Here is an 8,446-nt window from a genome sequence, read left to right on the forward strand (position 1 = left end):
ACTATATTAGTATATCACAATCACTTTCGCTTGTCAACACTTTTTTGAAACTTTTTTTAATCTTTTTTCATCATGTGTTACAACCGCAACATACCATAGTCCGTACGGGATTCGAACCCGTGTTACCGCCGTGAAAAGGCGGTGTCTTAACCCCTTGACCAACGGACCAGAGTTGTTGTTTTCAACTCTTACTATTATACAGGCTTTTCTAACTTTGTCAACACCTTTTTTAAACTTTTTTTACTTTTTTACATGACTTCCTAATGAGTACGGATGTCAAACTCTTTAAACACAATACGTAAGTCCCTTAGCACGCTTTGACGCCCTCGGAAGCGTTCATCTCTTAAGACGCGTTCTAGTTCTTCTTGTTGCTCTTTAGTTTGTTTATTTCTATAATCTCTTAGTGTTTCATGAAAGAGATAATAGTCATCTAGCCAGAGACCTCCCTCACTTATACGATGACTAATCTCACCTACTTCTTCATATGGTTCTTTATCATATCTCCGTTTTTGACTTTCTTGCTTACGGATATAATCTAAAATTCGATTCCGGAATTTAGTTTTGAAGTATTTACGTAAACGAGGAATATCTTCTGCCAGCTCTTCTTCTCTACTAATCAATTCATGTAAGCAGAGCATGCCCTCTTGGTCCCAATCCGATAGTTCCCATAAATGAAGGTAATATTCATTTCTACACTTATATACACTCCCCTGGACTTCTTCATACAATTCTTTAATCATTCTTTTCCCCTTTCTGTGTACAGTCTAACAGATTAGAAAACACATTTGTTCCATTTTCTCCATTCTGTTCTCTACACCGTCTCAACTGCACAAAAAAGAGAGGCTCAGCCTCTCTCAGGGTTATAATTCCGCAATTTGGTTTAGGTTTACTTCTGCAACTGTGTCATTACCAAACATAGAGATAATCATTTTCACTTTGTTATTATCAATTTCTGTAATCTTACCAGTGTAGTCTGCAAAAGCACCATCAATAATACGTACAGTTTGACCAACCTCAACATCGAAATCAAATTCTTGAACAGTTTGTCCCATAGATAGCAAAATGTCACGAATTTCTTGTTCCAATAATGGTGTTGGTTTTGATCTGTTCCCGTGAGATCCTACGAATCCTGTAACGTTTGGTGTGTTTCGCACAACAAACCAAGCTTCATCTGTCATCACCATTTCTACAAGAACATAACCTGGAAAGCGATTTTCTTCTACTTCTTTTCTCTTTCCATTTTTTTCAACTTGCACTGTTTGTGTTGGAATTTCAACGCGTAGAATATTATCCAACATATTGTAGGTTTGTGCACGTTGTAATAGATTTTCTTTTACCTTATTTTCATAACCAGAATAAGTTTGTAAAACAAACCATCCTTTATCAAAACTATCCATGATATTTCCTTTCATAAATAGAAGATTTTTAGTGTACTTTCACTACTCTTCTAAAAAATGTTAATAAATCGAATCAAACCTGAAACAATCAACTGGTCAAAAATGTAAATAATTACTACAAAGAAAGCTGTGTATTCCATGATAGAACGAAAATCTCTCCAGCTTTCCTTGCGAGTTGGCCATGTTGTGTCTTTAAGAAGTCTAAAAATATCTCCAATAAAACGCATCGCTCTCTCCTATCTCGTTTCTCTGTGTGTAGTGTACTTACCACAATGTTTACAAAATTTATTTACTTCTAGTCGTGTTGGCTTGGGGGTTCCACTAATCTTGATTGAATAGTTTCTCGAACCACAAACCGCACAAGCTAGGCTTGCTTTTTTTAGTGCCATAACGCCTCCATCTTATCTATTATAACAAGAAAGCTAGGCTTTGACAAGCATCTTAGCGAAATAGATTGACTACCGAATCCCATATTGTTTGAGCCTTTTCCTTAATCTTAGCATCCGAGATAGCCCGACTAGCCTCATCTACTAGACTTTGCGCACGTCCTCGAATATCAGACAAATTATCATCTGTCTGGCTATTATCATTGGTTTGTACTTGTCTTTTTGTGTTAGCTGGTGCAATTCCATTTTTCTTATATGCATTTTCAACTGTGAAGGTACTTCCTGGCGTATAAGGTAAAATGGTATTGGCAATGTTTCTAAAGACATGGGCTGCACCGTTTGAAGTAGAGCCAGCTAGATAGTGATTTTCATCAGTGGTCGGAAAACCAAGCCAATGACTAATCACCACATCCGGAGTATAACCAATTACCCACTGGTCACTTGTGTACTCCGGATTAAAAACAGCTTCAGTTGTACCAGTTTTTCCTGCCATTACATAATCTGGAGGCGATGAACTAATACCGGTTCCGTTGGTAAATGTCCCCAACATCATACTAGTCATCTTGTCAGCTACAGACTTATCAATCACCCGTTTTTGTGAATTTTTATGGCTCGCAATGACCTGACCACTAGCATTTTCAATTCTACTAATAAAATGAGCTTCAGGCATTAAACCTTCATTTGCAAAAGCAGCATATGCTTGAGCCATTTGAAGAGGATTGGTTTCGACACCACTTCCCAAGGCAACACCAAGAACACGGTCGACCTTTTCCATGTTGAGTCCAAATTTTTCGCCTGCTTCAAAAGCCTTGTCGACGCCCAAATCATTAACAGTGGCAACAGCAGGTAGATTAAGCGATTCTGCCAAGGCTTGATACATGGGAACTTCTCGACTCGTTTTGATCCCTGCATAGTTATCTACCTTATAGCTGTCATACTTCATGGTATGGTTATCCAAGAGCTTATTCAAAGCCCAACCTGCCTCAACTGCTGGCGTATAAACAACTAAAGGCTTAATTGTAGAGCCAGGGCTACGTTTTGATTGAGTTGCATAGTTGAAATTCCGGAATCCAGTTTTATCATTGCTAGCAACCTGACCGACAACTCCACGAACTCCCCCTGTTTTCGGTTCGAGAGCTACACTTCCTGATTGAGCAAATGTTCCATCCTCTGCCCTAGGAAATAGAGCTGTATTTTCATAGACAACCTGCATATTTGCTTGGTAGTTTTGGTCCAGCTCTGTGTAAATGCGGTAGCCATTATTTACGATTTCTTCCTCTGTTAGATTATACTTAGAAACAGCTTCATTAACCACCGCGTCAAAATAAGAAGGGTAGCGGTAATCTGAAATTTTCCCTTCATACTTATCGTGCAATTGCGAATTCATATCAACTTCTGCAGCTTCGGTTTCTTGGTTTTTATCAATATATCCTGCTGCAACCATATTTTGCAAGACAGTGTCGCGACGATTAGTCGAATCTTGTACGGAATTCAAAGGATTATACAGTTCCGGCCCTTTGAGCATCCCTGCCAGAGTCGCAGCTTGATCCAGACTCACTTCTGATGCAGAAACTCCAAAGTATTTCTTACTCGCATCTTCTACACCCCACACACCATTTCCAAAATAGGCGTTATTAAGGTACATGGTTAAGATCTGATCCTTACTATATTTTTTTGTTAATTCTAAGGCAAGGAAAAATTCCTTTGCTTTTCTCTCAACAGTTTGATCCTGCGACAAATAGGCATTTTTAGCCAGCTGCTGGGTAATAGTAGATCCACCACCTGAACGACCAGCAGTGACAATAGCCAAGAAGAAACGACCATAATTAATCCCGTCGTTTTTATAGAAAGAACGGTCTTCTGTCGCAATAACGGCATTCTGCAAATTTTTACTGATGTCAGTCAGTTCAACGTAGGTTCCCTTTTGACCAGACAAGGCACCAGCCTCTTTTTCTTCACGGTCAAAAATAATAGTCCGAGTTTTCAAGGCGTTTTGCAAATCGTTAACATTGGTTGACTTAGCTACAGCAAACAAATAGGTTCCAACCAGCAAGCCTGCACTCAAACCTAGTATAAGGACAATCTTTGTTAGATGATAGCGACGCCAGAATTTTCGAATAGGACCCACTTGGGCTAATTTTTTTCGATCACTGCGAGAACGACGCAAGCTAGTAGACCCAGAATCCTCTAGTTCACTTGGTTCTTTTTTAAAAAGAGAAAGAAATTTCTCAAACAATTTATCTAATTTCATGCGTTTATTTTATCATCTTCATCATAGGAAGACAAGAATTTAGCAATTTCCTATCCAAATAGGGCTTTTTTTGTTACAATATCTGTATGAAATTCACATTTACATTACCAGACTCTCTACCTCAAATGACGGTAAAGCAATTACTTGAGGAACAACTCCTCATCCCTAGAAAAATCCGTCATTTTTTGAGAATCAAGAAACATATTTTGATAAACCAAGAAGAAGTTCACTGGAACGAGATGGTGAAGCCTGGTGATGTTTGCCAGTTGACTTTTGACGAGGAAGATTATCCCAAAAAGGAAATTCCTTGGGGCAAGCCAGACTTAATTCAAGAAGTCTATCAAGATCAACACTTGGTTATTGTGAACAAACCAGAGGGGATGAAAACCCACGGTAATCAGCCAAACGAAATCGCCCTTCTTAACCATGTCAGTGCCTATGTTGGCCAAACCTGCTATGTCGTTCATCGTCTGGACATGGAAACCAGTGGCTTAGTTCTCTTTGCCAAAAATCCTTTTATCCTACCTATTCTCAATCGCTTACTTGAGAAAAAAGAGATTTCTAGGGAATATTGGGCACAGGTCGACGGACATACCAACAGCAAAGAACTTGTTTTCAAAGACAAAATTGGGCGTGATCGCCATGACCGCAGAAAACGAGTAGTTGATACAAAAAATGGGCAATATGCTGAAACACATGTAAGCAGATTAAAGCAATTTCCAAACAAAACTTCCTTGGTTCGTTGCAAACTAAAAACAGGGCGAACCCATCAGATTCGTGTGCACCTTTCGCATCATAACTTCCCTATTTTGGGCGACCCTCTCTATAACAGCAATTCAAAGACTAGTCGGCTTATGCTTCATGCCTTCCGACTTTCCTTTACCCATCCACTTACATTAGAAAAATTAAACTTCACTGCCCTCTCGAATACTTTTGAAACAGAATTAAAAAAGAATGGATGATTGTGTCATCCATTTTTCCATATAAGAAAAGCAAGACCAAGAGGCCTTGCTTTTTATCGACTCAAGAATTATTTAGCGATTTTTGCGAAGTATTCAAGAGTACGAACAAGTTGTGCAGTGTATGACATTTCGTTGTCGTACCATGATACAACTTTAACCAATTGTTTACCGTCAACGTCAAGAACTTTAGTTTGAGTTGCGTCAAACAATGAACCGTAAGACATACCTACGATATCTGAAGATACGATTGGATCTTCTGTGTAACCGTATGATTCGTTTGAAGCTGCTTTCATAGCTGCGTTCACTTCATCAACAGTAACGTTCTTTTCAAGAACTGCTACCAATTCAGTAACTGATCCAGTTGGAGTTGGAACGCGTTGTGCAGATCCGTCAAGTTTACCGTTCAATTCTGGGATTACAAGACCGATAGCTTTTGCAGCACCAGTTGAGTTAGGAACGATGTTTGCAGCACCAGCGCGAGCACGGCGAAGGTCACCACCACGGTGTGGTCCGTCAAGGATCATTTGGTCACCAGTGTAAGCGTGGATAGTAGTCATCAATCCTTCAACAACACCAAAGTTATCTTGAAGAGCTTTAGCCATAGGAGCCAAGCAGTTTGTAGTACATGAAGCACCTGAGATAACTGTTTCAGTACCGTCAAGAACGTCGTGGTTAGTGTTGAATACAACTGTTTTAACGTCGTTTCCACCAGGAGCAGTGATAACAACTTTTTTAGCTCCACCAGCGTGCAAGTGTTTTTCAGCAGCTGCTTTCTTAGCAAAGAAACCAGTAGCTTCAAGAACGATTTCTACACCGTCGTTAGCCCAGTCGATTTGTTCTGGATCACGTTCAGCAGAAACTTTGATGAATTTACCGTTAACTTCAAATCCACCTTCTTTAACTTCAACAGTACCGTCGAAACGACCTTGAGTTGTGTCGTATTTCAACAAGTGTGCAAGCATAACTGGATCTGTAAGGTCGTTGATACGAGTAACTTCAACACCTTCTACGTTTTGGATACGACGGAAAGCAAGACGACCGATACGTCCGAAACCGTTAATACCAACTTTAACTACCATTAGTGATTTCCTCCTTATGAAAATCATGAAATTTTTATTGTGAAAAGAGTAACTTGAATCACTACAAATCACCTTTCAACAAACCTATTATATAACTATTTAAGTTTAATTGCAAGTACGGGCATTGTTTTTCTATGTTAGTTTCTTTTTAAGGCTATAAATCAAGAACTTCCTTACTATTCATATCGTAGCGATTCTACAGGATCCATTTTACTAATTTTACGCGCTGGGAAGTAGGCTGAGACATAACCAAGTAATAGAGCGAAAACTAGAGTTCCTAAAACAGATAAAAGATTTAATTCAAAAACCTTAGTGATGGATGGGTAAAAGTGACTTACAATCGCATTCGCCAAACTTCCCACCCCTTGTGCAACCAAAAATGCCAGCATCAAGGCGATTCCTACAATCCAGATAGCCTCGTAAATAAAAATTCCTTTGACATCACGATTTTGATAACCAACTGCCTTCATGACACCTATTTCCTTAGAACGTTGCATGATATTGATGTAAATGATAATACCAATCATGACCGCTGCTACCACAATAGCTTGTGAGGAAAGCACAATCAACAATCCCTGAATGACACGAATAAAAGTAATCACAATATCAAGAACCTTCTGTTGAGAAAGGACAGTATACTTCTTGTTTTTCTGCAATTCTTCTGTTATCGCTTTTGTTTGTGATGGATCTTTGAGTTCCAAGATAAAATAAGATACAGCTTTTGTAAATCCAGCCTCTTTCAAAATCGTTTCCATTTGATGAGACGGCATGAAACTGTTGCTGTCCTCCATGTCATCTTCATCATTGATCACACGTACAATCTTTGTTTGAAATTGAGCGGTCTTGCTAGCTTCAGCATCATTTTCTACAATGCTGGCTGAGACTGATTTGCCAATAATATCACTAGCTGTCAGATTTTTTCCTGTCTGTTCATTCCAATTTTTTAGTAAACTGATTGGAATTGTCAAACCCTGTTCATTTGCATCAGTATAGAGGGAGCCAGCCAATACTTTGTCCGCCTCATTACTACTAACAGAGATACTTGTATCCTCATAGAGACTCACTACTTGAGCATAAGAAGGCATCGTTTGGCTAAGATCCATTTCTTGACCATCTATAGTAATATTTGACATGATCATCCCAAAAGGACTCTCCAAATATTTAATAGCTTCTTTTCCAACTGTATCCGTGATATAGTTCTTATCATCTTGGTTCAAAAAGCCTCGTCCAACATTTTTTGTGTTTAAAGCAATCTGAACTTGAGAAGGGATTTGACCTCCATTCGTATTTTCATCAATCATCGAAATCAATGCATTTCCCAAGCCGAAAGAAATTAAGACTCCTACAAAACCGATTGAGGTTGCTAGCGCAATCAATAGGTTACGCCACTTTCTTTCCAGAAAGTTATTTAAAGAAAGTTTGAATTTATTTTTCAATGATAATCCTTTATTTTTTGACTTCTTCAACGACTTCACCATCCTTCATTTTGATAATCACATCTGCATATTCAGCAACCTCTGGATTATGGGTTACGATCAATACTGTTTTCCCTGTTTGGGCTAATTTTTTAAATACTTCCAATACCATTTCTTGGGATTGAGAGTCCAGCGAACCCGTTGGCTCGTCTGCTACAATCATATCAGGCTGATTTACCAAAGCACGCGCGATTGCTACGCGTTGCTTTTGCCCGCCAGAAAGCTGTTTAACATTTTTAGCCATAAAAGGCTCCATGCCCAAGTTACTTAATTGCTCCTTTGCAATCATTGTCATCTCCCTATCAGATAAATCTTTGACATAGAGAGGTAGCTTGACATTGTCCAAGACAGATTGATGAGGAATGAGATTAAAGTTTTGAAACACAAATCCAATCTTGTTTTTACGAAATTGAGTTAGTTCAATCTCTGATAAGTCACGGAGGGATTCCCCTTTAAATTCTAAAACTCCTTCATATTGTCTATCTAAACCGCTGATGATATTGAGTAGACTGGTTTTGCCACAGCCTGACGGTCCGTAAATCGCTGTAATTTTACCTTTTGCAATCTGCAGGTTTATATTCTTTAAAGCCTGCTCTTGATGTTTACCGTCCAAGGCGTAAAACTTTGAAATATTTTTAATGGATAAAATGGACATTCTTTCCCCCTTATTTAAAACCGTTATCGTCATACATCGTACTGATAGAAAATCCTTCAAGTTGATTGACCCTATAGGCCTACTACTTAAAATTTTCTCTCTATTGCCTCGTTTGCTTCTGGATGTATATCAAGTAATACTCTTCGAAAATCAAATTCAAACCACGTCAACGTCGCCTTGCCGTACTCAAGTACAGCCTGCGGCTAGTTTCCTAGTTTGCTCTTTGATTTTCATTGAGTAT

The 8,446-nt window shown here is 38.8% G+C and carries 10 protein-coding genes and 1 tRNA gene; 2 read left to right on the forward strand and 9 right to left on the reverse strand.

Features of this window, described 5'->3' with window-relative positions:
- Positions 1-96: 96 nt before the first annotated feature.
- From HT701_RS10515 to pbp2a, 6 genes are all read right to left on the reverse strand, one after another.
- Positions 97-168, reverse strand: a tRNA-Glu gene (locus HT701_RS10515).
- Positions 169-260: 92 nt separating this feature from the next.
- On the reverse strand, positions 261-740 hold the full coding sequence (locus HT701_RS10520; protein WP_172931507.1) for a sigma-70 family RNA polymerase sigma factor: 480 nt from the start codon (positions 738-740) through the stop codon (positions 261-263).
- A 120-nt stretch (positions 741-860) separates the two neighbouring features.
- Positions 861-1,397: a transcription termination/antitermination protein NusG gene (nusG, locus tag HT701_RS10525; RefSeq protein WP_172931508.1), complete on the reverse strand. Its 537-nt coding sequence runs from the start codon at positions 1,395-1,397 to the stop codon at positions 861-863.
- 50 nt (positions 1,398-1,447) lie between these two features.
- Positions 1,448-1,624, reverse strand: coding sequence for a preprotein translocase subunit SecE (gene secE, locus HT701_RS10530; RefSeq protein ID WP_001210991.1), 177 nt, complete (start codon positions 1,622-1,624; stop codon positions 1,448-1,450).
- A gap of 9 nt (positions 1,625-1,633) precedes the next feature.
- A complete protein-coding gene (gene rpmG / locus HT701_RS10535) occupies positions 1,634-1,786 on the reverse strand; it encodes a 50S ribosomal protein L33 (RefSeq protein WP_014017356.1) in 153 nt (50 codons plus the stop codon).
- Between the two features lie 52 nt (positions 1,787-1,838).
- Positions 1,839-4,034: a penicillin-binding protein PBP2A gene (gene pbp2a / locus HT701_RS10540; RefSeq protein ID WP_172931509.1), complete on the reverse strand. Its 2,196-nt coding sequence runs from the start codon at positions 4,032-4,034 to the stop codon at positions 1,839-1,841.
- An 86-nt stretch (positions 4,035-4,120) separates the two neighbouring features.
- Between pbp2a and HT701_RS10545 the strand changes: the two genes are divergently transcribed.
- Positions 4,121-4,996 carry an RluA family pseudouridine synthase gene (locus HT701_RS10545; RefSeq protein ID WP_345889998.1) on the forward strand — a complete coding sequence of 292 codons (876 nt, stop codon included), beginning with the start codon at positions 4,121-4,123 and terminating at the stop codon, positions 4,994-4,996.
- A 68-nt stretch (positions 4,997-5,064) separates the two neighbouring features.
- On the opposite strand, the gene gap is transcribed toward HT701_RS10545, so the two are convergent.
- The 3 genes from gap to HT701_RS10560 form a co-directional block, all read right to left on the reverse strand.
- Positions 5,065-6,075, reverse strand: a complete 1,011-nt coding sequence (gene gap / locus HT701_RS10550; protein WP_033687386.1) for a type I glyceraldehyde-3-phosphate dehydrogenase — start codon at positions 6,073-6,075, stop codon at positions 5,065-5,067.
- Positions 6,076-6,251: 176 nt separating this feature from the next.
- Complete coding sequence (locus HT701_RS10555) at positions 6,252-7,553, reverse strand: ABC transporter permease (RefSeq protein WP_172931510.1); 1,302 nt, start codon at positions 7,551-7,553, stop codon at positions 6,252-6,254.
- Positions 7,522-8,205 (reverse strand): ABC transporter ATP-binding protein, encoded by a 684-nt coding sequence (locus HT701_RS10560; protein ID WP_050243336.1) that lies wholly within the window; start codon positions 8,203-8,205, stop codon positions 7,522-7,524. Before HT701_RS10560 ends, HT701_RS10555 begins: the two co-directional genes overlap by 32 nt.
- Here HT701_RS10560 and HT701_RS11280 point away from each other — a divergent pair.
- A partial coding sequence (locus tag HT701_RS11280; protein WP_205403487.1) for a hypothetical protein occupies positions 8,189-8,446 on the forward strand: 258 nt, incomplete at its 3' end. The genes HT701_RS10560 and HT701_RS11280 overlap by 17 nt on opposite strands.

It is taken from the genome of Streptococcus sp. 10824, assembly GCF_013276595.1.
In the GTDB taxonomy this organism is placed as follows: domain Bacteria; phylum Bacillota; class Bacilli; order Lactobacillales; family Streptococcaceae; genus Streptococcus; species Streptococcus pseudopneumoniae.